Genomic DNA, 23,632 nt, shown 5'->3' on the forward strand with positions numbered 1-23,632 from the left:
AAAAAGCAAAACTTTTTGAAAAGTGACCGCACTTTGTGTGGGCTCAGCGAGGGTTATTTTAGCAAATCCTCATTTTTCGCATGAATCCATTTGCCACGCTTTTTATCCATGTATTGGAAGTATTCATTGGTAAATGTGCCTTGTGAGCAAGTGAGTTTATCTAATCGGGAATTTACCGTTTTATTTTCCAATGCTTGAATAAGGGTTTCTGGCCCTGTTAAGGCAAACACGCCACCTTCAATCCGTTTTTGCTCAATATTTTGAATAATGATCTCCAATGTTTCTTTTAAAAAGGCATTGCCTTTAGCACTGGCTAAAAAGAAGTTGGTATAACGCCCACGGCGAGAAATGACCACTTCATTATCTTCTTCATCAATGATGCTGTCTAAGCACCACACTAAATGCCCGTCAATATCCATATAAATACCACCTTCATGATATAAGGTGAAAATTCGCCAGAAATCCGCTTGTGCTGCACCGTCAGTCAGTTTGCTATAGGCATTGAAAGTGCGTTCGTCCGCATGGGTTTTAATGTATTCTGCACGCTCTTCGGTGCTTACATAACGGTATTCATAACTTAAGGATAATAAGCGGTTGAATAAATAATTACAGTAAACGGGTAAGGTGACTTGGTTGCTGTAATTGGTTTGCCAAATAACACGATTGATTTTGGTTTTCTTGTGAGACTGGCGTTTTGCCCCACTAAAGTTAGGAATCGTGAAACGCTTTTTAGGAAACAGGGCATGGAAAGGATAGCTTAAGGTTTTAACTATGTTACCTAGGAGACGAGTCATGCCATTGGCAATGAGAATAAACGTTTTGTGTTTAACGGGTTTATACATCGTAAAATTCCATTCTATTTGAAAGAGATAATCGTCGCTACTTTACCATTTTATTGCGTAAAGAACAAAAGGCTTAATGAAATAGATGATGCTTTAGACTTAATGAAAGAGAAGATGTTTTGAGAAGAAGTGGTGGGCGATACCGGTCTCGAACCAGTGACCCCCTCCTTGTAAGGGAGGTGCTCTCCCAACTGAGCTAATCGCCCTTCAGATTTTGCATTTTTGAGTAAAAATGACAAAGTTATGAAGCGTTATTTTAAGTCTAAGTGGTGGGCGATACCGGTCTCGAACCAGTGACCCCCTCCTTGTAAGGGAGGTGCTCTCCCAACTGAGCTAATCGCCCACTTGAGACTTAAAACATTGGGGAATTTTATGAAGTGGAACACTTAAAAGTGGTGGGCGATACCGGTCTCGAACCAGTGACCCCCTCCTTGTAAGGGAGGTGCTCTCCCAACTGAGCTAATCGCCCTTCATAAAATTCTAAGTTTTACAACATACTAGGACACTTTGTTGAAAAGTGGTGGGCGATACCGGTCTCGAACCAGTGACCCCCTCCTTGTAAGGGAGGTGCTCTCCCAACTGAGCTAATCGCCCTGATGTTGTGAGGTGGCATTATAATTATTAGTTCTTTTCAGTCAACAAGTTTTTTCAAAAAAAAGCGAGTTTGTTTTAAAAATAAGCATGAAATCACAAAATTTATTCGGAATTGTATAAACTCATAGTACAATGTGGCACAAATTTTTTTCGATGAAATGAAAGTGAGATAAAGGTTATATCATGAAATTAGAAGCATTATTTAATTTAGACCCGAATGTAAAAGTTCGCACACGCTTTGCACCCAGTCCAACGGGCTATTTACACGTCGGAGGAGCAAGAACGGCATTATATTCTTGGTTATATGCCAAACATAATCAGGGGGAATTTGTATTACGTATTGAAGACACAGATTTAGAACGTTCAACCCCAGAAGCCACTGCGGCGATTTTAGAAGGCATGACATGGTTAAATTTAGCTTGGGAACATGGGCCTTATTTCCAAACAAAACGCTTTGATCGTTATAACCAAGTGATTGATCAAATGATTGAGCAAGGACTTGCATACCGTTGTTATTGCACAAAAGAACGTTTAGAAGATTTACGCCATACACAAGAACAGAATAAACAAAAACCACGTTATGATCGTCATTGTTTAGATGATCATGCACAATCGCCAGATCAGCCTCATGTGGTGCGTTTTAAAAACCCAACAGAAGGAACTGTGGTATTTGAAGATGCCGTGCGTGGTCGAATTGAAATTAGCAATGCAGAACTTGATGATTTAATCATTCGTCGTACAGATGGTTCACCTACCTATAACTTCTGTGTGGTGGTCGATGACTGGGATATGGGCATTACCCATGTGGTTCGTGGTGAAGATCATATTAACAATACCCCTCGTCAAATTAATATTCTCAAAGCATTAGGTGCCCCTATCCCAACTTATGCTCACGTTTCCATGATTTTAGGTGATGATGGACAAAAATTATCCAAGCGTCATGGTGCAGTCAGTGTCATGCAATATCGTGATGATGGTTATTTACCTGAAGCCTTATTGAATTATTTAGTGCGTTTAGGTTGGGGACATGGCGATCAAGAAATTTTTTCCGTAGAGGAAATGATCAAGTTATTTGAGCTTGAGAGCGTGAGTAAATCGGCGAGTGCATTTAATACTGAAAAACTGTTGTGGTTAAATCATCATTATATTCGTGAATTACCACCAGAGTATGTGGCGAAACATTTAGCATGGCATTATCAAGATCAAGGCATTGATACGTCAAATGGCCCAGCGTTAGAAGACATTGTGAAAATGTTGGCAGAGCGTTGTAAGACCTTGAAAGAAATGGCTGCCTCAAGCCGTTATTTCTTTGAAGAGTTTGATAGTTTTGATGAAGCAGCAGTGAAAAAACATTTCAAAGCGGCTGCAATTGAGCCACTTGAGAAAGTCAAAGAAAAATTGACCGCACTTGAAAGTTGGGATTTACACAGCACACACCAAGCGATTGAACAAACTGCGACTGAATTAGCATTAGGCATGGGCAAAGTCGGCATGCCATTACGTGTTGCGGTAACAGGTTCTGGTCAATCCCCGTCTATGGACGTGACTTTGGTGGGGATTGGTCAAGCTCGTACGCTTGCTCGTATTCAAAGAGCCATTGATTTTATCAAAAATCAGAATGCTTAATATTTAAGCGAGCGATTCAATATCACAAATTTAATGTTGACAGCTTACGTGGCGGAATTTATTATTACCGCCACGACATTTCTGATGTGGGGATATAGCTCAGTTGGGAGAGCGCTTGCATGGCATGCAAGAGGTCGTCGGTTCGATCCCGATTATCTCCACCAAATCATCTTTTAATTCTTTAACTTCATTTTTAAAGATTATTCTTTGTTTTAGTCTGAAAATAAATTACCAATCCTCCATTAAAGCCTGTATAATAGCCGAGCTTTATTTTTTGTCTTAACGCATGCGGCTATCAAAAATGATTTTGCTTTTAGTATGTTAGCAATCAATGAGATTGTAAAAGTGCGGTATGAAATAAAATTATTTCTGCTAGTCGCAATTGGGAAAATAAAGCACAGGTTTTATTCAAAAGTTAATAACATAATAGGTGTTTATTAACCTACATTAAAAGGAAAGTTCAAGTGAATCCAATTGTTAAACAATTTAAATATGGTCAACATACTGTTACGTTAGAAACGGGTGCAATTGCTCGTCAAGCCACGGCAGCGGTCATGGCAAGTATGGACGATACCACTGTATTTGTAACGGTTGTCGCCAAAAAAGACGTGAAAGAAGGTCAAGACTTTTTCCCATTAACAGTTAATTATCAAGAGCGTACTTATGCCGCTGGACGTATTCCAGGTGGTTTCTTTAAACGTGAAGGCCGTCCTTCTGAAGGGGAAACTTTAATTGCACGTTTAATTGACCGTCCTATTCGTCCACTTTTCCCTGAAGGTTTTTATAACGAAATCCAAATCGTGGCAACGGTGGTTTCAGTTAATCCACAAATTTGCCCAGATTTAGTAGCAATGATTGGTGCATCTGCCGCACTTTCTTTATCTGGCGTGCCATTTAATGGGCCAATTGGTGCCGCACGTGTCGGTTTTATTGATAACCAATTTGTGCTTAATCCAACCATGAATGAACAAAAACAAAGTCGTTTAGACTTAGTGGTTGCAGGTACAGATAAAGCAGTATTGATGGTGGAATCGGAAGCTGATGTATTAACCGAAGAACAAATGCTTGCGGCGGTGGTATTTGGTCACCAGCAACAACAAGTGGTGATTGAAGCCATCAAAGAATTTACCGCAGAAGCAGGTAAACCACGTTGGGATTGGGTTGCACCAGAACCGAATACCGCATTAATTGAAAAAGTGAAAGCCATTGCCGAAGTGCGTTTAGGTGAAGCTTATCGTATTACTGAAAAACAAGCTCGCTATGAGCAAATTGATGCAATCAAAGCAGACGTTATTGCTCAAATCACGGCAGAAGTGTCAGAAGGCGAAGAAATCAGTGAAGGGAAAATTGTTGATATTTTCACCGCACTTGAAAGTCAAATCGTACGTAGTCGCATTATTGCTGGTGAACCACGTATTGATGGTCGTCGAGTAGATACTGTCCGTGCCTTAGATATTTGCACAGGCGTCTTACCTCGTACTCACGGTTCCGCAATTTTTACCCGTGGTGAAACACAAGCGTTAGCGGTTGCGACTTTAGGTACTGAACGTGATGCTCAAATTATTGATGAGCTCACTGGCGAACGTTCAGATCACTTCTTATTCCACTATAACTTCCCTCCATATTCTGTGGGTGAAACGGGCATGATGGGTTCACCAAAACGCCGTGAAATCGGTCATGGTCGTTTAGCTAAACGTGGTGTCGCCGCCGTGATGCCAACCTTAGCGGAATTCCCTTATGTCGTGCGTGTGGTTTCAGAAATCACTGAATCAAATGGTTCTTCTTCTATGGCATCAGTATGTGGTGCATCGTTAGCCTTAATGGATGCGGGTGTGCCAATTAAAGCCGCCGTTGCTGGTATTGCCATGGGCTTAGTGAAAGAAGACGAAAAATTTGTCGTGCTTTCAGATATCTTAGGGGATGAAGATCACTTAGGTGATATGGACTTTAAAGTAGCAGGGACTCGTGAAGGGGTCACCGCACTTCAAATGGACATTAAAATTGAAGGTATTACTGCTGAAATCATGCAAATTGCATTAAACCAAGCGAAAAGTGCACGTTTACATATTTTAGGCGTAATGGAACAAGCTATCCCAGCACCACGTGCAGATATTTCTGATTTTGCACCACGTATATACACCATGAAGATCGATCCGAAGAAAATCAAAGATGTGATTGGTAAAGGTGGGGCAACCATTCGTGCATTAACAGAAGAAACTGGCACTTCTATTGATATTGATGATGATGGCACAGTGAAAATTGCCGCTGTAGATGGGCATTCTGCAAAAGACGTGATGGCTCGCATTGAAGACATTACTGCGGAAGTAGAAGCTGGTGCAGTTTATAAAGGTAAAGTTACCCGTTTAGCAGATTTTGGTGCCTTTGTTTCTATCGTGGGTAACAAAGAAGGCTTAGTCCATATTTCTCAAATTGCTGAAGAACGTGTTGAGAAAGTGAGCGACTACCTTGCTGTAGGTCAAGAAGTGACGGTGAAAGTGGTGGAAATTGATCGTCAAGGTCGTATTCGCTTAACCATGAAAGACATTGCACCAAAACAGGAGCAAGCTGATGCTGTTGCTGAACAAGGCAACGCAGAGGAACAGGTGCAATAAAAAATAAGATTACAGTACTCAATGATTGAGTGCTGTAATTTTTTATTCTGACAAGCACAACATTGTGCTTTAAGGCTATCTGAGATGATACAACGTCAACGGTTGTTAAATTTCATCTGGTTTTTCCCTTGTTTTTTATTATTGGTCAGTTGCATACATGTTGAACCTGTGTTTATGCAAAATAATAACATTATGTTGGAAGAACGAAATCCGAATGATCATTTTGAACATGAAGTGATGATTGCTCAGATAGGTCAAGTTTTGCTTGTTGGGAAGTTGAAAAAAGAAGAACGTGCTATTTTACATTTCGAACGAGGTGTTATCTACGATAGCTTAGGCATGTGGGCACTAGCACGTTATGATTTTCAACAAGCATTAGCGTTGCACCCGAAGTTAGCTGCAGCGTTTAATTACTTTGGCTTATATTTATTACTGGAACAAGATTATGACAGTTCCCTTGAAGCCTTTAATACGGTATTTGAGCTTGAGCCAGGGTATGAATATGCTTTTCTCAATCGAGGATTGAACTTTTATTACGTTGGACGCTATGAATTAGCTCAAAAGGATTTTCTTCAATTTTATCAATTAGATAAATCAGATCCTTACCGTGTATTATGGCTTTATTTAAATGAGTTAAAATGTCATCCGCAGGACGCGCAACAAAATTTGGCATCACGCTCCCATTTCCTTTCTAATGAAAATTGGGGGTCGTATATCGTTCAATATTATTTGGGAAACTTATCAGTCGAAGAATTGCTTTCTAAAGCACGGCAATTTGCAGAATCTTCATCGGTAAATTATGCAGGGATTCTGACTGAAACCTATTTTTATCTAGCAAAACAACAACTCAATTTAGGTCAAGTTGATAAAGCAGAAACACTTTTCAAACTGGCCGTCGCAAACCAAGTGTATAACTTCGTTGAGTATCGTTTTGCTGTGTTTGAGCTAATGAAATTGAAGCAACGCTCAAACCAATAATGGCTATCATTTAGCTATTGGCTGTTGTGAAACGTGCATATATGAACAACATTTTATTACACAGCTCACATTGAGTGAGCATTTCTTTTTTATATTCGAGTATTTTAATGACTGAAACAACAATGACTTTCAACGATTTAGGCTTGCCTGAATTTCTTCTTAATGCCGTCTCTGATTTAGGTTTTGAGACCCCTTCTCCCATTCAACAAACTTGTATCCCTTATTTATTAGAAGGGCATGATGTGTTGGGTATGGCACAAACGGGGAGTGGTAAAACGGCAGCTTTCTCTCTTCCTTTATTAGCACAATTAGATTTAGATAAAAAATATCCACAAATGCTGGTGATGGCACCCACCCGTGAATTAGCCATTCAAGTGGCAGATGCCTGTGAACATTTTTGTAAACACGCCAAAGGGGTGAAAATTGTCACGCTTTATGGTGGACAACGTTATGACATTCAACTGCGTGCATTAAAACAAGGTGCACAGGTAGTGGTGGGAACACCAGGGCGTATTTTAGATCATATTCGTCGTGGCACGTTGGATCTCTCCAATTTACGCTTTATGGTATTAGATGAAGCTGATGAAATGCTACGCATGGGCTTTATTGATGATGTGGAAACCGTCATGGCAGAATTGCCAGAAGAACATCAAACCGCGCTTTTTTCTGCCACAATGCCTGAACCGATCCGTCGCATTACCAAGCGTTTCATGAAAGATCCAAAAGAGATTAAAATTAAATCAACGCAAACAACCAATCCAGACATTACACAAAGTTGTTGGTATGTGCATGGTTTTCGTAAAAATGATGCCTTATTACGTTTCTTAGAAGTGGAAAACTTTGATGCGGCGATTATTTTTACCCGCACTAAAACAGGCACATTAGATGTTACAGAGCTATTGGAAAAGCATGGGTTCCGTGCAGCAGCTTTGAATGGTGATATGACACAGCAATTGCGTGAACAAACCCTAGATCGTTTAAGAAATGGTAGCTTAGATATTTTGGTGGCGACCGATGTTGCCGCACGGGGTTTAGATGTTGAACGTATTAGTTTAGTGGTGAATTACGATATTCCACTTGATGCAGAATCCTATGTCCACCGTATTGGTCGTACAGGTCGTGCGGGTCGTACAGGTCGTGCCTTATTGTTTGTTGAACCACGTGAACGCCGTTTATTACGCAATATTGAGCAATTGACGAAAAAACCGATTACGGAAGTTGAAGTCCCGAATCATGAAGTATTGCAGGCTTGCCGTCGTGAAAAATTTAAAGCCAAAATTACCTTACAATTGGAACATCATGATTTAGGGCTTTATCGTAGTTTACTTGAAGACATGTTTACCGCAGATCAAGATCAAGAAGATATTACTGCGGCAATGTTGATGCTTTTACAGGGTAAACAGAAGCTGATTTTACCTGCTGATCCTATTATTGATCGCAAAGCGGCTCGTGATCGTTCCGATCGCCGTGAACGAGGTGGGCGTGAAAATCCACGTTCAGCAGAACGAAGAGGTTACGGTACACCACAAGCGATGGATCTCTATCGTATTGAAGTAGGTCGCTTAGATGGTGCAGAGGTGCGTCATATTGTGGGAGCCATTGCCAATGAAGGTGATATTAATAGTCGTTATATCGGTCATATTAAGTTATATGATGATTACTCCACTATCGAATTACCACAAGGGATGCCAAAAGAGTTACTGAATATTTTTAGTAAAACCCGTGTGATGAATAAACCGATGCAAATGTCATTTGTGAGTGCTGGGAATGCTGGCGCTGGTCGTCAGCGTGATGATTTTTCTGAGCGTCGTGGTGGTGGAAAACGTAAAGGTCGTGATGAGCCTCGTTTTGGTCGTGAGGATCGCAAATTCAAGGAAAAAGGGGCACGTTCGTTTAATGATCGTCCTCGTAGAGAACGTAAAAAATAAGCCGAAACCCTGTGTCGGCTGACAAAGTGCGGTAGGTTTTTCAAAAGAATTGTAAAACTGACCGCACTTTAATGGGTGGGCTCAATATCCAACCGATTAATACACTGATTTTATGACTAAATAGCGTCAATTTTTCAAGCAAAAAATAGGTGGTTGCATTCATTTGCCCCACCTATTTTACGTTATTGAGCAATCGTGCCAATAATACTGCGAGTTTCTTCTTTCACTTCAAGTAATTGAACATCAATAATATCGCCGATTTTATAAGCGATTTCACCTTTGATATACAAGATTAATTCATCGGTGTTCACTTGCATTTCCTCTTTATTTCCGTGTAGCTGTGAGGCTGGAATAAACATTGAGGCACCATTTTCTGATAATTGAACTCGTAAGCCACCACGCATCACATCTTGCACTTCTGCTTTAAAGATTTGCTTTTGTTCCACTTTGTCAGACAGATAACGACAATATAACCAGTCTGCAATATCTCGCTCGACTAAACGGTTTTGACGGCGAGCTTCTTGCAAACGCACTAATATTGCTTCTTCTGGCTTTTGATAGGTTTTTGTGCTCAAGGTCGCTTTAATTAAGCGATGGTTAATCATATCTGAATATTTGCGAATAGGGGACGTCCATGTTGCATAGCCCGTTAGCCCTAAGCCAAAATGAGGAGCCAGTTCTGCTTTAAATTCTGCGAACGTGAGGAAACGGCGTAAGCGTAATTCTAAATAGTTGCCTTCAATCGTTTCAATGTCGTGACGCATTTGGCAGTAACCTTGCAAGGTAGCAAGGGTTTCCGGTGAATAACGTTGTGCTAATTCCGCATGACGTTGTTCATCCGCAAGGTGGGTCAATAAAAATTGCTGTACGGATTCCAAATGCTTTTTATCAAAGCCCGTATGGGTATTGAAAATGCCACATTGTGCATGCTCACTTAAGTATTGTGCGGCACAGATATTGGCGATAATCATGCATTCTTCCACAATTTTGTTGGCGATGCGACGGTATTCCGCTTTAATCTCTTTTACTTTGCCGTTTTCTGCCAAAATAAAGGAATAATCTGGCTGTTCTTTAAATAATAAAGAATGTTGTTGTCGCCATGAAATACGCACTTGTGTAAATTGATGTAGCCATTGAATTTGTTGTTCCGTTTGTGGGCTTTCGGGTTGCCATGCATTCGGCATATTTTCTAAATAATCAGACACATGCTCATACACTAATTTGGCTTTGGATTTTACATAAGCCGACACAAAACGCGGTTTTTCTGTGATGTTCCCCGCTAAATCGGTACTGATATAGCACACCAAGGCTGGGCGAACTTCATCTTTCATTAATGAACAATGATCATCAGACAGCTCAGGTGGCAGCATAGGAATGTTGAAACCTGGTAGATAATTGGTGAAGCAACGTTGTTTGGCTTCTTGATCAATAGGGGAATCTAGAGGAATGTAAGCGGTTGGATCAGCAATCGCCACCACTAAATGCCAGCCTGTTTGTTGTTCATTTTGGTAGCACGGTTCGATATACAGTGCATCGTCCATATCTTTGGTGCTTTCTGCATCAATGGTAACAAAATGAAGTGCGGTTAAATCTTCACGGTTTTGTTCATCTTGCATCGGATACTCACTCAATCCTTGCACAGGGTAGCGAGATTGTTCATGGCGAGCTAGCGTCACCCACCAAGGGGCGAGTTCGTCATTGGCTTGACAAATGAATTGCTGAATTTGAGCGAAGAAAAAACGATCATCTCGTAATGGATGGTGCTTTAAGTGAGCCACCACCCAATCACCTTCTTGTAATTCCTCTTTGACTGATTTAGCCAGTGTTGCCCCAATGGGTTGATTAATTTGTGGATGATCCACGAGGACTTGCAGTTTTTTATCTTTATTAAAACGCACTCGAGCAATAAAACGCGTTAACATTGGTTCAATTAATTGGTCGGGTTCGGCTTGTTCTTTGTCGCCAATCACTTCAATTAAGGCTTTGATTTTGTCGCCATGCATGACTTTTTTCATGGCAGCTGGCGGGATAAAGTAATTTTTTTTATCGCATTCAAGGAAACCAAAGGCTTTATCTGAACCTTTTACGATACCTTCGACTTGCTGTTTGCTCTCTCGGATTTGTTGTTTTAATTGAGAAAGGAGGGGATTATTTTGGAACATTGGAGATATCCATAAAAAATGAAAGCGGACAGACGTCCGCTCTTATATAAGACTTAAAACTTATTCAAGTTCGCCCATGGCAACAATACTGAAACCTGCATCCACATGTAAAACTTCACCTGTGATACCTGCACTTAAATCTGAACATAAGAATGCGGCAGAGTTACCCACATCTTCAATTGTGACTGTGCGGCGTAATGGTGCGGTTTGCTCAAAGTTTGCGAGCATTTTTTTGAAGTTTTTAATCCCTGATGCGGCTAAGGTACGGATTGGACCTGCAGAAATGGCATTCACACGGATACCATCTTTCCCTAATGCTGCCGCCATAAAACGGGTGTTTGCTTCTAAAGAGGCTTTTGCTAAGCCCATGACATTGTAGTTCGGAATAGCACGTTCAGCCCCTAAGTAAGATAGGGTTAATAAGGCGGAATTAGGATTTAACATCTGACGTGCGGCTTTTGCCATTGCCACGAAGCTGTATGAGCTGACATCGTGAGCAATACGGAATCCTTCACGATTAACCGCATCGACATAATCACCATCTAATTGATCACCTGGTGCAAAGGCAATAGAATGCACGAAACCATCAAATTTATCCCAATGTTTAGCTAATTCAGTAAAGCAGTTTTCAATGCTTTCATCTGTCCCCACATCACAAGGAATCACAATCTCAGAGCCTAATTCTTTGGCGAATTCTTCTACACGACCTTTTAATTTATCATTTTGATAAGTGAAGGCTAATTCGGCTCCTTCACGTTTCATCGCTTGTGCAATACCATAAGCGATGGAACGATTGCTTGCGACACCCGCAATTAAAATACGTTTATTTGTTAAAAAACCCATAATCAATACCTTTTCGTATGTTAAAAATTCTGGCTAGTATAAGTGAAAAAGTGAATAAATACAAAGCTGACCTTATCTCTCACGGCTTAAGCAGGATTATCAATATCCTTAAATTCTACTGCAAGATCATATTCTGCTTTTAACCATTCTCCTAATGCTTTAATCCCGTAACGTTCCGTAGCATGATGACCCGCAGCAAAAAAATGGATACCTTGCTCTCGGGCAGAATGAATGGTTTGTTCAGACACTTCCCCTGTGATGAAAGCATCTATGCCTTGGCTTGCGGCTAAATCAATATAGCCTTGTCCGCCCCCCGTGCAAATGCCCACGGTACGAATGTATTGCGGTGCATTATCGCTACACACTAACGGTTTACGGCGTAGCACCTGTTCAATACGTTGTGCTAAGGCTTCGCCTGTTAACGGGGTGTTTAATGTGCCATAAACGGGAATACTGATTGCCCCTTGCTCTAAAGGTTGCAAATTTTCAATGCCGAGTAACGAGGCTAACCGAGCATTGTTGCCTAATTCAGGGTGGACATCTAAAGGTAAATGGTAACCATATAGATTTATGTCATTGATGAGCAAGGTTTTAATGCGTTTTCCTTTCATACCCCGAATGCAAGGATTTTCACTTTTCCAAAAATAACCATGATGCACTAAAATGGCATCGGCATGTTGGCTGACTGCATATTCAATTAAGGCTTGGCTTGCCGTCACGCCCGTGATGATTTTTTTGATGTCTTTTTTTCCCTCGACCTGTAAGCCGTTAGGGGCATAATCGGAAATGGCTAGGGCATTCAGTTTTTGATTTAAAATCTGTTCAAGTTCAAGATTGTTCATAAATTTTTAAATGAGGTGGACGAGAATAAATAAATGCCATGGTAAAGGATTTAGACTGGAATAAGAAGAAAAAAAACGGCTAATGCGAAAATCTTTTTACAAGATTATGGGGGAGTCTTCGCATTAGCCAAGCGTATTAACTACTTCAAATTAGACATAATAGTCATTATATATTTTACTATATAGTGATCAAGCTAAAAAATTAGGCGAGTGATGAAAAATCACCTTTTATTCAATCCCAATTAATTTATGAGTTTGGATGCTCAGTTGCCATTTTGGTTTATTAACTCGTTGATTTAATAGACCTATTTGTGTAATGGTTGCCAGTAAATTCATTTCACCATTGATCTCACAAGGTGAGAGATAATAATGTTCTGATCGGATCTGTTGCTCAATTTGTTCACAAAACTCTAGCACATTATCATCCGCCACAATCCGCACTTCATGAGCAAAGGGAATACATTTTTGTTGGTATTTGTGCTGATACAAACGTTTAGGACTTGTTGCGATGTAATCAATTTGGTGAGGAATGGCTTTTAATCCGTTGGTTTCAATTGCCAAAAAATAGCCTTCCGCTTTTAAGGCATCAAGTAAAAAGCCAATTTTAGGCACAATGGTCGGTTCGCCACCTGTGATAATGATATTCTTCGCAGAAAATGACCGCACTTTTTGTAGAATCTGGCTAAGTGTCCAAGTGGTATATTGGTTGTAAGGGGTATCGCACCAAGGACAAGCAAGATTACACTTGCCAAAACGCACAAAAATGCTGGGCATACCCGTATTAAACCCTTCCCCTTGTAAACTTTCAAAGATCTCAACAATATTGTATTCAGGCTCGAAAACTTCTCGAATTTGCACCGCACTTATTCCTTATATTCACAAAATGAGGTTGGCGTTTCCCATAAGCGAATGGCTGAAACGGGTAAGTTTTCCTCATATTTTAAGCAATTAAAAATAAAGCGAGCCATTTCTTCTGCGGTGGTTCGGCTGGACAGAGAAAAGGTTTTTGAATCTAACGACTGCAATAAACTCGCTACTTTGGATTCTTTTTCGCTGGTGCAATCATAGATAAAAGCATGATCCATCGGGTCTAAAATGCGTTGTTTGACAATCGCTTTTAAATCAGAAAAATCAATGACCATACCTTTTTTCGGGCCATTTTGGTGTAATTCCCCACAAAGTTCTACTTGAAGTGTGTAAGTATGCCCATGTAAATTTTTGCATTTGCCATCGTGTCCATCGAGCATATGTGCCATATCAAAACTAAATTCTTTCGCAATTTTAAACATAAATTAGACCGCACTTTTGGTTGATAAATATTCATTTAAGCCTTTTTCTCGCAACAGGCAACTTGGGCATTCACCACAGCCTTGCTCAACGCCCATATAGCAAGTATGTGTGTGTTGACGAATGTAATCAAGTACCCCTAGTTCATCTGCCAATTGCCATGTTTGGGCTTTGGTGAGGTACATTAAAGGGGTTTTAAGATTAAATTGATAATCCATAGCGAGATTTAAGGTCACATTCATGGATTTAATAAAGACATCACGGCAATCAGGATAACCACTAAAATCCGTCTCACAGACGCCAGTGATAATATCTTGAATCCCCTGACCTTTAGCATAAATCGCCGTATACAGTAAAAATAAGGCATTACGCCCATCCACAAAGGTATTTGGGGTGTTGCCTTGCTGTTCAATCTTGGCGTTTTCATCCATTAAGGCATTTTGGGTAATGGCTTTAATCACAGAGGTGTTAATTACGGTTTGTTTTACCCTAAGATCTTGGGCAATCCACGCCGCTTTTTCAAGCTCAATGGCATGGCGTTGACCGTATTGGAAGGTGACGACTTCCACATTCTCCACACCATATTCTTGGATGGCTTGGAATAAACAGGTGGTGGAATCTTGTCCACCAGAAAAAATCACAACCGCTTTACGGTTGCCGTTTGGATTGGTGATGTTCATGTTGTTTTCCTAGTTTTGTTTTCGGTTATCACAAGGGATAACCTAAGTGGGAGGTTTACGAACCACTATAAAAAATAAAGAGTGGCGAGTTGATTTCAGCTAAAAAACTGAAAACAATCTCCCCACTCAGGACAATCTTACGGTTATTTATTGGCTAAAATTTCCGCAAGTTCTAAATCTTGTTTCACATCAATATCCACAGAACGATAGCTTGGCATTAAGTAGAATTTGATGGGTGGAATAAAGAAATATTTCTCTTTCAATAATTGTGCAATGTCATTAATGTAAATGGCACCGTTTGCACGATACATTTTGGGTAACGTTTGGCGAGCCGCTTCAAAATCGGCAATATGTCGAACAGGCAATACTTCGTGATTTTCCCCTAACGAAAACGCTTTGTAAGGGTGGTGTTCACATTCACATGCCGAGACAACCGAATAAACGCCACCGTTAATATACATATCCATAGCGTTTTTGATATCTAAATGATCACGCAATGGACTGGTTGGTTGCAATAACGTGCAAGTCCCTTCATGAATATTTAAACTTTCTAAAGCATGGAGAATAGCATCAATGGTTCTGGAATGGTCTTGTGCTAATTCTGCTGGTCTTTTAATACCAATAGCCCCGTATTTTTCGGCTTCGCGTAAAATGTTATCTCCATCAGAGGTGACCACAATCTTATCGAATACGTCTGCATTTTTAGCCGCTAAAATAGCCCTGCCAATCAGAGAATGCCCACCAACAGATTGGAGATTTTTATCTGGAATCCCTTTCGAACCTGCTCGAGCGGGGATGATGGCGATATTGGTCATAAATACGCTCCTATTGAGAAAAAAAGGGCAGTATGCCCTTTTTGTTGAGAGAGTTATTTCTGCTTCATCGCAGGGAATAAAATGACATCTCGAATTGAGGCGGCATTGGCAAATAACATGGCTAAGCGGTCAATGCCTAAGCCTTCACCTGCAGTCGGTGGAAGACCATGTTCAAGTGCGGTCACAAAGTCTTCATCTTTAAACATGGCTTCATCATCGCCCGCTTCTTTTGCTGCAACTTGTGCATCAAAGCGTTCGTTTTGATCTTCCGCATCGTTTAATTCAGAGAAACCGTTACCAATTTCACGTCCACCAATGAATAATTCAAAACGATCGGTCACTTCTGGGTTTTCATCGTTACGGCGAGCAAGTGGCGAAATTTCCGCTGGGTGTGCCATTAAGAATGTTGGCTGAATCAAATGATGTTCGGCGACTTCTTCAAAAATCACGTTCACCAAGCTACCTAAGCCCCAAGATTTTTGTACTTCAATGCCTAATTTTTTTGCTACCGCAACGGCACGATCAAAGTCATATAAATCTTCTTTGACGATCCCTTTATCTGCCCCATATTTTAGAATTGCATCGTGCATGGTGATACGTTCAAACGGTTTGCCGAAATCAAATTCGTATTCACCATAAGGCACGATTGTCGTCCCTAAAATATCGAGGGCTAATTTACGCAATAATTCTTCGGTGTTATCCATTAAATCGTGATAATCCGCATAGGCTTGGTAGTACTCAAGCATGGTAAATTCAGGGTTATGACGAATAGACACCCCTTCGTTACGGAAGTTGCGGTTTAATTCAAACACACGCTCAAAACCACCAACCACTAAACGTTTTAGGTAAAGTTCAGGGGCAATACGTAAATACATATCCACATCTAAGGCGTTGTGGTGAGTGATAAATGGACGTGCAGAAGCGCCACCCGGAATGATTTGTAACATTGGGGTTTCCACTTCCATAAAGCCTTTAGAAATGAAATAGTCACGAATGCCTGCAATCACTTTTGAGCGAATGATAAAAGTGCGACGTGATTGTTCATTGGAAATTAAATCGAGATAACGTTGACGGTAGCGTGTTTCTTGATCGCTTAAGCCGTGGAATTTATCGGGTAATGGGCGTAGGGCTTTGGTTAATAATTCAACGCTGTGTGCTTTGACTGTCAGTTCATTGGTTTTGGTTTTAAATAGGGTGCCTTTTACCCCAACAATATCCCCTAAATCCCAGTGACCTACATCATCAGCATAAACACCTTCGGGTAAATTATCTCTTGCTACATAAAGCTGAATACGACCTGACATATCTTGTAATGTAATGAAGGTGGCTTTACCCATCGCTCGACGGGTCATAATACGTCCTGCCACGCTCACTTCAATTTCTTGTGCTTTTAATGTGTCGCCGTCGAGTTCGTCATATTGGGTGTGTAGCTCTTGTGCTAGAGCATTACGACGAAAGGTATTAGGAAAAGGATTGCCTTTCGCACGTAAGGCTGCAAGTTTTTCACGGCGTACTAACATTTCACCGTTAAGATCAAGTTCTTGAGTTTGTTCTGACATTTTTATTACCTAATTTTTTTAATATGTTTGTTGCAGCTGAGAACGGTCTGAGTCAGCACCCAGCTTATGATGATTTATAATCCTGCTTTTAAACTGGCTTCAATAAAACGATCTAAATCGCCGTCTAATACTGCTTGGGTATTGCGATTTTCCACGCCAGTACGTAAATCTTTAATCCGTGAATCATCTAAGACATAAGAACGGATTTGACTGCCCCAACCAATGTCAGATTTACTGTCTTCCATGGCTTGCTTGTCGGCATTTTTCTTTTGCAATTCCATTTCATACAATTTCGCTTTCAACTGTTTCATACATTGATCTTTGTTTTTATGTTGAGAGCGATCGTTTTGGCATTGCACCACAATTCCACTTGGAATATGGGTAATTCGTACCGCACTTTCTGTTTTGTTCACATGCTGTCCTCCAGCACCCGAGGCACGGTAAACATCAATGCGTAAATCCGCAGGATTAATGTCGATATCAATATCATCATCAATTTCAGGATACACGAAAGCGGCACTAAAAGAGGTATGGCGGCGGTTGTTGGAATCAAATGGGCTTTTTCGTACGAGGCGATGAATTCCCGTTTCTGTGCGTAACCAACCAAAAGCATACTCACCCGATATTTTAATGGTGGCAGATTTGATGCCTGCGACATCACCATCAGACACTTCCATTAGTTCGGTTTTAAAGCCTTTACTTTCTGCCCAACGTAAATACATACGCAATAGCATTTCGGTCCAGTCTTGTGCTTCGGTGCCGCCTGAGCCCGCTTGTAAATCCACATAGCAATCTGCCGCATCATGTTGACCACTGAACATACGACGAAACTCTAATTTCGCCAGTTGTTGTTCTAATTCTTCTAACTCCGTTACGGCTTCATGGAAGGTTTCTTCATCTTCAGCCTCAACAGCCAGCTCAAGTAGACCTTCTACATCTTCCAAACCTTGATCTAGTGTATGGATAGTATTCACGACGGCTTCTAAAGCAACACGTTCTTTCCCTAAAGCCTGTGCTTTTTCGGGCTCATTCCATACATCAGGTTGTTCTAATTCTGCATTGACTTCTTCTAAACGTTCAACTTTGGTATCGAAGTCAAAGATACCCCCTCAACACCTGCGTGCGTTCGGTTAGGTCTGAGATTTTATTTTTGATAGGATTAATTTCAAACATAATTCAGATGATTAAAGACAAAATGAAACAGAATTATAAGCTATTTTAGGGCGTTATGGTAGGCAATTTTTCCGCCCTACTTGCACAAATAATGAATCTCTTTATAATTAGCCAATTGGCTATTTTATTATGGATATGAAGAAAGAAATGAAAACATACTTCACCGCAGTTTTTATGTTAATTGCTTCCACTGTGGCGTTTGCGAACTCGCAATCTCTGACTACGCAATTAAACAAAATGGGGATCTCAGAAGTTCAACTTAGTGATTCCCCTTTAAAAGGCGTTAAAACGGCATTGACCAATAACGGTATTTTCTACATTACTGAAGACGGTAAGTACATTTTAGATGGTAAATTGTATGCGGTATCTGAAACGGGGGTAAAGGATGTTTCAGCGGCATTATTACTGGATAAATTAAACAGCTATAAAAACGAAATGGTCATTTATCCTGCAAAAGAGGAAAAACATGTGATCAGCGTGTTTATGGATAGTACTTGTCATTATTGCAAAGTGTTACATAAACAGATTCAAGAATATAACAATTTAGGTATTACCGTACGCTATCTTGCTTTCCCTCGTGCGGGCTTGCAATCAAAAACAGCAGGTGAAATGGAAGCTGCCTTTACGGCAAAAGATCCGCAATTTGCATTAACTGAAATGGTGAATGGGAATGCCCCTAAAACCTTGAAAGCCCCAGATATCACCAAAAAACATTATCAATTAGGTTTACAATTTGGGGTAAGTGGTACACCAACGATCATCACGGAGAAAGGTCGAGTGATTGGTGGCTATTTAAAACCAGCGGATTTGTTAATTGAGTTATCTCACTAATCACTAAGAAAAAGGACGCATTATGCGTCCTTCGCTTATTTTACCTTAGGAAACTTTTTCTGTGCATAAATTAATTCAACGCCGACGTGTCCCTTCCGGGGAGCCTGTGTGTGCCGATCCGTTATTAGATCGAATATACCGAGCCCGTCATATTCAAAACGCTCAGCAATTAGACCGCACTTTAACTGCCTTGCTACATCCTCAGCGTTTACGAGGCATTGAGGCAGCGGTAGATTTGCTCGTCGACGCCTATTTTCAACAACAAAAAGTGGTGATTGTGGGAGATTTCGATGCGGATGGTGCAACCAGTACGGCTTTAGCGGTATTAGCTTTACGTCAATTAGGGTTTACGGATGTGGAGTTTTTGATCCCTAATCGTTTTGAGCAAGGTTATGGCTTAAGTCTTGCGGTTGCAGAAGAGGCGTTAGCAAAACATGTTCAGCTACTCATGACCGTCGATAATGGGGTATCTTCTGTGGAGGGCGTGGCTTTTTTAAAGGCACAAGGGGTGAAGGTGTTGATTACGGATCATCATTTACCGCCAGATCATTTACCCGATGCCGATGCCATTATTAATCCTAACCTAATCGATTGTGATTTTCCGTCCAAATCCTTAGCTGGCGTGGGTGTGACCTTTTATTTGATGTTGGCACTACGAGCAAAATTTCGCGAACTTGCGATCTTCACGCCTGACACTCAGCCTAATTTCACCGCATTATTGGATTTGGTGGCGTTAGGCACCATTGCAGATGTGGTTCCACTGGATCAAAATAACCGTATTCTTGCCTATCAAGGGTTGGCACGTATTCGAGCAGGGCATTGTCGCTACGGGATTCGAGCATTGGCAGAGGTGGCGAACCGAGAGCTTAGCCAGTTTTCTTCTTCGGATTTAGGCTTTTCCATTGCCCCTCGCCTAAATGCCGCAGGGCGTTTGGATAATATGTCGATTGGGGTGGAATTACTCCTAGCGGAAAACATGGAAACGGCTCGTGCACTTGCTTTGGAGTTAGATGGTTTAAATCAAACCCGTAAAGAAATTGAGCAGGGGATGAAACTCGAAGCCCTTGAAATTTGCCGAAATTTGACCGCACTTAAACAACGCCTGCCAATGGGGATTGCTTTATATCAGGCAGATTGGCATCAAGGTGTATTAGGCATTTTAGCCTCTCGCATTAAAGATCAATACCATCGCCCTGTGGTGGCTTTTGCACAAGATCAAGAAGGCATTTTAAAAGGATCTGCACGTTCAGTGGAAGGGCTGCATTTACGAGATGCCTTAGAGCGTATTCATTGCACGCATCCAGATATGATTTTAAAGTTTGGTGGGCATGCCATGGCAGCAGGATTAACCATTCGAGCCAGCCACTTTCAGGCGTTTGAACACGCCTTTAATCAAATCGTGACAGACTGGTTAGATGAAGGACAATTACAAGGCATTGTATGGACCGATGGCGAATTACAAAGCCAACAATTCAATTTAGATACAGCAGATGCTTTAAAGCAAGCAGGGCCTTGGGGACAAGCCTTTCCTGAGCCGATGTTTGATGGTGAATTTCACATTTTGCAACAGCGTTTAGTGGGGGAAAAGCATTTAAAAATGATGGTCGAGCCAAAACAGGGGGGACCATTGCTTGATGCCATTGCCTTTAATATTGATACTCGTTATTATCCTGACCTGTCGATTAAAAACGCAAAATTGGCCTATAAGTTAGCGATTAATGAATTTAGAGGTCAGCGAAATGTTCAGCTATTAGTGGATTATCTGTTACCGCTAGGGGAATAAAATAAACAAAATGTGGCGTATCGGATTCGTGTGGTTATTGTTAGTTATATCACAAGCGACATTAGCAATGAATGGAACGGGCACCTTATCGCCAAAATCTGATCAAGGTCATCATACCTTGAACAGTGAGCCAGATTTCCAAGAAGGAAAAGATTATTTTTCCTATCAAGAACCTCTTTCAGTGAGGGGGGAGCCTCATCGTATCTTAATTCAATTTTTCTTTGATTATGATTGTCGTGTTTGTTCTTACGCTCAGGATATTTTGGAGCTTTATTCTCAAACCCATTGGGATTTAGTCGATGTGGATATTCACCCCGTTGCCACAGAAGACGTGCACTATTCTGCACGAGTTTTTTATGCGTTGAAAGCCATTGGGGCGGAAGATATTTCTTCCTTATTATTGTTTGAAACTGCCGAAAAACAACGCTATACCCAATTATCTCATTTAAATGAATTGCGAGAATGGTTGAATCAGCAAGGTGTGAATGTTGAGGCATTTAATCAGGCTTATTATTCTTCTCTCGTCAACAGACAAATCAGTGATGCAGAAAAACTGACCGAAGAATATGGTGTTTTCACCTTCCCTTATGTGGTGATTGAAGGAAAATATGTGTTAACCGCAAGCACATTGTATAGTGATGATTACAGTTTTGCGGTGTTAGATTTTTTAGTGAATAAATTAATAAAGGAAAAACAAAAAGAATGAAAATTGGTATTGTCGGTGCGATGGCACAAGAAGTGGAAATGTTAGCCAACTTAATGGAAGACAAAACCACCACCCAAGTGGCGAGTTGCGTCATTTATGAAGGGACAATTCAAGGCAAATCTGTGGCACTTTTACAATCAGGTATTGGGAAAGTCGCAGCAGCCATGGGAACAAGCATTCTATTACAGATGACAAAACCAGATTTGATCATTAACACGGGTTCAGCGGGCGGTGTTGCCTCGGGGTTGAAGGTGGGGGATATCGTGATTTCCACGGCAACCCTTTATCATGATGCCGATGTTACCGCATTTGGTTATGCGAAAGGACAACTTCCAGCCTGTCCAGAAGCATTTCAATCTGATCAATCATTGGTGGATTTAGCAGAAAAAATTGCCCACCAACAAGGTCATCAAGTGAAACGTGGTTTAATTTGTTCTGGCGATAGCTTCATTCATGGGGGGGAAAAGTTAGCACAAATTAAGGCAGATTTTCCACAAGTGTTAGCGGTGGAAATGGAAGCCACGGCAATTGCACAGGTGTGCTACGCTTTTAACTTGCCTTTTGTGGTGGTGCGTGCCATTTCAGACAGTGGTGATGGGGAAGCGAGTATGTCTTTTGAAGAATTTTTACCCTTGGCTGCAAAACAGTCTTCCGAAATGGTGCTCGCCATGTTAGCCCAACTTTAAGCAAAAAACACATCACCGTATCAAGAAAGTGCGGTCAAAATTTTATCCGTTTTGAACGGCGAGAAAACGGAAAAGGTCGCTTAAGACCTTTTCTTTTTCTCAATGGCGTTGAATGCATTAATGGAATTGGCACATAAAATATGTGATTTTTTGTATAAACCTTTTAATATTTATTCCATATCAGTATAATAAATAACCTTTTTGCCTTTCGATTTCCGCTAAAAAATCGGTACACTTTCATCAATTTTTATTTTTTGATAGATAATAATGAATTGGTCTTATCTTATTGATGTGATTCCTCGCTTTGTGCAAGCCGCATGGGTGACGTTGCAACTCTCTTTCTGGGGAATCTTATTTTCACTTTTATTCGGCATCCTGATTGCCGTTGTCACGGCTTATCAATTTCGTCCTCTTTATGTGATTGCGAGAGCCTATATTGAGCTTTCTCGCAACACGCCGTTGTTGATCCAATTGTTTTTTCTTTATTATGGTTTACCGAAAATCGGGATTAAATGGGATGGCTTTACTTGCGGTGTTATCGCCTTGGTTTTTCTAGGAGCAAGCTATATGGCTGAAGCCATTCGGGCAGGGTTGCTTGCAATTTCCATCGGGCAGATTGAAGCGGCAAAATCCATTGGCTTGACACCCTTGCAAACTTTTCGCTATGTGATTTTTCCACAAGCTTGGGCAATTTCTCTTCCTGCTGTGAGTGCAAATGTGCTGTTTTTAATTAAAGAATCGTCGGTCATTAGTGCCGTCGCGGTGGCGGAGTTAATGTTTGTCACCAAAGATATTATCGGCATGGATTACAAAACTAACGAAGCCTTATTTCTTTTATTTATCAGCTACTTGGTCATTTTATTGCCAATTTCATTATTGGCACGTTATGCCGAAAATCGTATACGGAGAGCGAAATATGGGGTTTGAATGGTTATGGGAAGGGCAGAATGCACTCCGCTTGTTACAAGGTCTCTGGCTGACTGCTCAAATTTCGTTTATTTCTGTGGGCTTGTCTTTGATCGCTGGAACATTATTTGGTTTGCTAATGCGAGTAAAAAGTCCAATTGTGCAGGGATTATGTCGAATTTATCTTGAAACTATCCGTATTGTCCCGATTTTGGTTTGGTTGTTTATGCTTTATTTTGGGCTTTCCACATGGTTCGGCTGGCATATTAGCGGTTTCTGGGTATGTGTTTGGGTGTTTGTGCTGTGGGGAACGGCAGAAATGGGCGATTTGGTGCGTGGTGCATTGGGATCAATTGAAAAACACCAAGTTGAATCGGCAAAAGCACTGGGGTTAAAGCCTTGGCAAATTTTTTACTATATTGAACTACCACAAGGCACAAGACGGGTATTACCTGGGGTGATCAACCTATTTACCCGTATGATCAAAACCAGTTCCTTAGCGGCATTAATTGGTGTTATTGAAGTGGTGAAAGTGGGGCAACAAATTATTGAAAATGCATTGTTCACGAATCCAACCGCCTCCTTTTTTGTCTATGGTTTGATTTTCATCCTCTATTTTTTAATGTGCTATCCGCTTTCACTCTGGGCAAGCCGTCTAGAACACCGTTGGCAAAGCTAGTTACAGAGATTTGGTTTGAGGGGGGAGGAAAGTTAAAATATAACGAATAAACCAAAAAAGCATTCCTTTATTTTTGAGGGCATAGTAGACCAAAACTGTG

General features: G+C 40.9%; 20 protein-coding genes and 5 tRNA genes. 11 read left to right on the forward strand and 14 right to left on the reverse strand.

Features of this window, described 5'->3' with window-relative positions; translation table 11 throughout:
* Positions 1-53: 53 nt before the first annotated feature.
* The 5 genes from ACPEEM_RS01835 to ACPEEM_RS01855 all read right to left on the reverse strand — a co-directional run bounded on the left by ACPEEM_RS01835 (position 54) and on the right by ACPEEM_RS01855 (position 1,436).
* Positions 54-842: a glycosyltransferase family 32 protein gene (locus ACPEEM_RS01835; protein WP_424402572.1), complete on the reverse strand. Its 789-nt coding sequence runs from the start codon at positions 840-842 to the stop codon at positions 54-56.
* 130 nt (positions 843-972) lie between these two features.
* Positions 973-1,048: transfer RNA gene (locus tag ACPEEM_RS01840), tRNA-Val, on the reverse strand.
* A gap of 61 nt (positions 1,049-1,109) precedes the next feature.
* Positions 1,110-1,185 (reverse strand) — tRNA-Val (locus ACPEEM_RS01845).
* A 50-nt stretch (positions 1,186-1,235) separates the two neighbouring features.
* Positions 1,236-1,311: transfer RNA gene (locus tag ACPEEM_RS01850), tRNA-Val, on the reverse strand.
* A gap of 49 nt (positions 1,312-1,360) precedes the next feature.
* Positions 1,361-1,436, reverse strand: a tRNA-Val gene (locus ACPEEM_RS01855).
* Positions 1,437-1,619: 183 nt separating this feature from the next.
* On the opposite strand from ACPEEM_RS01855, the gene gltX reads away from it, so the two are divergent.
* From gltX to ACPEEM_RS01880, 5 genes are all read left to right on the forward strand, one after another.
* Positions 1,620-3,062 carry a glutamate--tRNA ligase gene (gltX, locus tag ACPEEM_RS01860; protein WP_424407542.1) on the forward strand — a complete coding sequence of 481 codons (1,443 nt, stop codon included), beginning with the start codon at positions 1,620-1,622 and terminating at the stop codon, positions 3,060-3,062.
* Between the two features lie 88 nt (positions 3,063-3,150).
* Positions 3,151-3,226: transfer RNA gene (locus tag ACPEEM_RS01865), tRNA-Ala, on the forward strand.
* Positions 3,227-3,526: 300 nt separating this feature from the next.
* The gene (pnp, locus tag ACPEEM_RS01870; RefSeq protein ID WP_424407544.1) at positions 3,527-5,674 is read left to right on the forward strand and encodes a polyribonucleotide nucleotidyltransferase; all 2,148 of its coding nucleotides are present in this window, start codon (positions 3,527-3,529) and stop codon (positions 5,672-5,674) included.
* A gap of 84 nt (positions 5,675-5,758) precedes the next feature.
* Positions 5,759-6,652 (forward strand): lipoprotein NlpI, encoded by an 894-nt coding sequence (gene nlpI, locus ACPEEM_RS01875; protein WP_424402575.1) that lies wholly within the window; start codon positions 5,759-5,761, stop codon positions 6,650-6,652.
* 107 nt (positions 6,653-6,759) lie between these two features.
* Complete coding sequence (locus ACPEEM_RS01880) at positions 6,760-8,580, forward strand: DEAD/DEAH box helicase (RefSeq protein WP_424405501.1); 1,821 nt, start codon at positions 6,760-6,762, stop codon at positions 8,578-8,580.
* Between the two features lie 182 nt (positions 8,581-8,762).
* Here ACPEEM_RS01880 and rnb read toward each other — a convergent pair whose 3' ends face one another.
* The 9 genes from rnb to prfB form a co-directional block, all read right to left on the reverse strand.
* Positions 8,763-10,742 carry an exoribonuclease II gene (gene rnb, locus ACPEEM_RS01885; protein ID WP_424402580.1) on the reverse strand — a complete coding sequence of 660 codons (1,980 nt, stop codon included), beginning with the start codon at positions 10,740-10,742 and terminating at the stop codon, positions 8,763-8,765.
* A gap of 60 nt (positions 10,743-10,802) precedes the next feature.
* Positions 10,803-11,585, reverse strand: coding sequence for an enoyl-ACP reductase FabI (gene fabI, locus ACPEEM_RS01890; protein WP_424402581.1), 783 nt, complete (start codon positions 11,583-11,585; stop codon positions 10,803-10,805).
* A gap of 86 nt (positions 11,586-11,671) precedes the next feature.
* Positions 11,672-12,427, reverse strand: a complete 756-nt coding sequence (locus tag ACPEEM_RS01895; RefSeq protein WP_424407546.1) for a Nif3-like dinuclear metal center hexameric protein — start codon at positions 12,425-12,427, stop codon at positions 11,672-11,674.
* Positions 12,428-12,655: 228 nt separating this feature from the next.
* Positions 12,656-13,285, reverse strand: coding sequence for a 7-carboxy-7-deazaguanine synthase QueE (locus ACPEEM_RS01900; protein ID WP_424402583.1), 630 nt, complete (start codon positions 13,283-13,285; stop codon positions 12,656-12,658).
* Between the two features lie 5 nt (positions 13,286-13,290).
* Positions 13,291-13,716: a 6-carboxytetrahydropterin synthase QueD gene (gene queD / locus ACPEEM_RS01905; protein WP_424402584.1), complete on the reverse strand. Its 426-nt coding sequence runs from the start codon at positions 13,714-13,716 to the stop codon at positions 13,291-13,293.
* A gap of 3 nt (positions 13,717-13,719) precedes the next feature.
* A complete protein-coding gene (gene queC, locus ACPEEM_RS01910) occupies positions 13,720-14,394 on the reverse strand; it encodes a 7-cyano-7-deazaguanine synthase QueC (RefSeq protein ID WP_424407548.1) in 675 nt (224 codons plus the stop codon).
* Positions 14,395-14,537: 143 nt separating this feature from the next.
* On the reverse strand, positions 14,538-15,209 hold the full coding sequence (locus tag ACPEEM_RS01915; RefSeq protein WP_424402586.1) for a cytidylyltransferase domain-containing protein: 672 nt from the start codon (positions 15,207-15,209) through the stop codon (positions 14,538-14,540).
* Between the two features lie 53 nt (positions 15,210-15,262).
* Complete coding sequence (lysS, locus tag ACPEEM_RS01920; RefSeq protein ID WP_424402587.1) at positions 15,263-16,768, reverse strand: lysine--tRNA ligase; 1,506 nt, start codon at positions 16,766-16,768, stop codon at positions 15,263-15,265.
* Between the two features lie 74 nt (positions 16,769-16,842).
* A protein-coding gene (gene prfB, locus ACPEEM_RS01925) for a peptide chain release factor 2 (protein ID WP_424402588.1) occupies positions 16,843-17,941 on the reverse strand; the annotation gives its coding sequence in 2 pieces (ribosomal slippage) (positions 16,843-17,865 and positions 17,867-17,941; 1,098 coding nt in all).
* A gap of 147 nt (positions 17,942-18,088) precedes the next feature.
* On the opposite strand from prfB, the gene dsbC reads away from it, so the two are divergent.
* The 6 genes from dsbC to ACPEEM_RS01955 all read left to right on the forward strand — a co-directional run bounded on the left by dsbC (position 18,089) and on the right by ACPEEM_RS01955 (position 23,532).
* On the forward strand, positions 18,089-18,772 hold the full coding sequence (gene dsbC, locus ACPEEM_RS01930) for a bifunctional protein-disulfide isomerase/oxidoreductase DsbC (RefSeq protein ID WP_424407550.1): 684 nt from the start codon (positions 18,089-18,091) through the stop codon (positions 18,770-18,772).
* A gap of 61 nt (positions 18,773-18,833) precedes the next feature.
* Positions 18,834-20,555: a single-stranded-DNA-specific exonuclease RecJ gene (gene recJ, locus ACPEEM_RS01935; RefSeq protein ID WP_424405511.1), complete on the forward strand. Its 1,722-nt coding sequence runs from the start codon at positions 18,834-18,836 to the stop codon at positions 20,553-20,555.
* A 10-nt stretch (positions 20,556-20,565) separates the two neighbouring features.
* A complete protein-coding gene (locus tag ACPEEM_RS01940) occupies positions 20,566-21,261 on the forward strand; it encodes a thiol:disulfide interchange protein DsbA/DsbL (protein WP_424405513.1) in 696 nt (231 codons plus the stop codon).
* Complete coding sequence (locus tag ACPEEM_RS01945) at positions 21,258-21,947, forward strand: 5'-methylthioadenosine/adenosylhomocysteine nucleosidase (protein WP_424402592.1); 690 nt, start codon at positions 21,258-21,260, stop codon at positions 21,945-21,947. Before ACPEEM_RS01940 ends, ACPEEM_RS01945 begins: the two co-directional genes overlap by 4 nt.
* 267 nt (positions 21,948-22,214) lie before the next feature.
* Entirely contained in the window at positions 22,215-22,874 is a 660-nt protein-coding gene (locus ACPEEM_RS01950; RefSeq protein WP_424402593.1) for an amino acid ABC transporter permease, read from the forward strand.
* Complete coding sequence (locus ACPEEM_RS01955) at positions 22,864-23,532, forward strand: amino acid ABC transporter permease (protein WP_424405515.1); 669 nt, start codon at positions 22,864-22,866, stop codon at positions 23,530-23,532. Before ACPEEM_RS01950 ends, ACPEEM_RS01955 begins: the two co-directional genes overlap by 11 nt.
* Positions 23,533-23,632 lie beyond the last annotated feature (100 nt).

The sequence above is a fragment of the Pasteurella pantherarum genome (assembly GCF_049670885.1).
Taxonomy (GTDB): domain Bacteria; phylum Pseudomonadota; class Gammaproteobacteria; order Enterobacterales; family Pasteurellaceae; genus Pasteurella.